Origin of the sequence: Methylobacterium nigriterrae (assembly GCF_037106235.1) — a bacterium.
In the GTDB taxonomy this organism is placed as follows: Bacteria; Pseudomonadota; Alphaproteobacteria; order Rhizobiales; family Beijerinckiaceae; genus Methylobacterium; species Methylobacterium nigriterrae.
The window spans coordinates 1-856 of the sequence record NZ_JBAWTG010000435.1; the positions used below are offsets into that span (position 1 = coordinate 1).

Genomic DNA, 856 nt, shown 5'->3' on the forward strand with positions numbered 1-856 from the left:
GAAGGGCGTCTTGGCGACCTGCTCGACCGTCACCTGCTGCGGCCCGCTCGGCCGCACCAGGAAGGCCTGGCCCGGATCCGAGACCGTGAACAGCAGGCGGCCGGGATCGTCGCGATCGTAGACCTCGAAGCGGCCGGTATGCCCGTCGGGCTCCGTCATCACCGAGAACCGGGTCGTGCCGTTGTCGGCGTCGATCTGCACGTGGACCGCGGTGCCGCGGATGCCCATGGTCGCCACCGGCGTGCCGACCTTCATGTCGCCGGTCTTGGCGACCTGCCCGGCCACGAAGGTGATCGAGCCCTGCACGAGGCTGAACAGGGCGGAGTTGGCCTCGCCATCGGCCTTGTAGACCATGTCGTTCAGCAGCATCCGCGCGCTGGCGGAGAGGCTGAACAGCGTCCCGTCGAGGAAGGCGATGGCGAGCGCGGCGCCGCGCTCGGTCTGGACCACGTCGCCCTTGTAGACGAGGTCGCCGGGCTGGAGCGCGACCGTGACGCCGTTGCGCACGAGCGTGGCGCTGCCGGTGACCGTCTGCACGCGCCCGATCGCCGCCGCGGCGTCGGAGACAGGGCCCGCCCCGTTCTGCGCCTGCGCCTGGATCGCGATCGAGCGGCTCAGGCCCTCGATCACGGCATCGGGCAGCGATGCGCCGTTCGGCGCGACGAGCTTCGGGCGCTGGGCGAGGCCGAAGTACTCGTGGACGACGAGGCGATGGGCGGCGTCGCTGATCACGAGATCGGCGCCGACGCGCTCGTAATGGCCCTGGAACAGGAGCGCGGCGTCCTCGACCCGGATCGTGGCCCCGGCCTCGGCCGAGACCTCGCGCGCCGCCCCCAGGCCGAAGCTCGGTCCGAGA

Annotated in this window: 1 protein-coding gene; it reads right to left on the minus strand. The window is 71.7% G+C overall.

Annotated elements, in window-relative coordinates; translation table 11 throughout:
- Positions 1-856 (minus strand): FecR family protein (locus WDW90_RS37605; protein WP_336492803.1); only part of this gene is annotated, 856 nt, incomplete at both ends.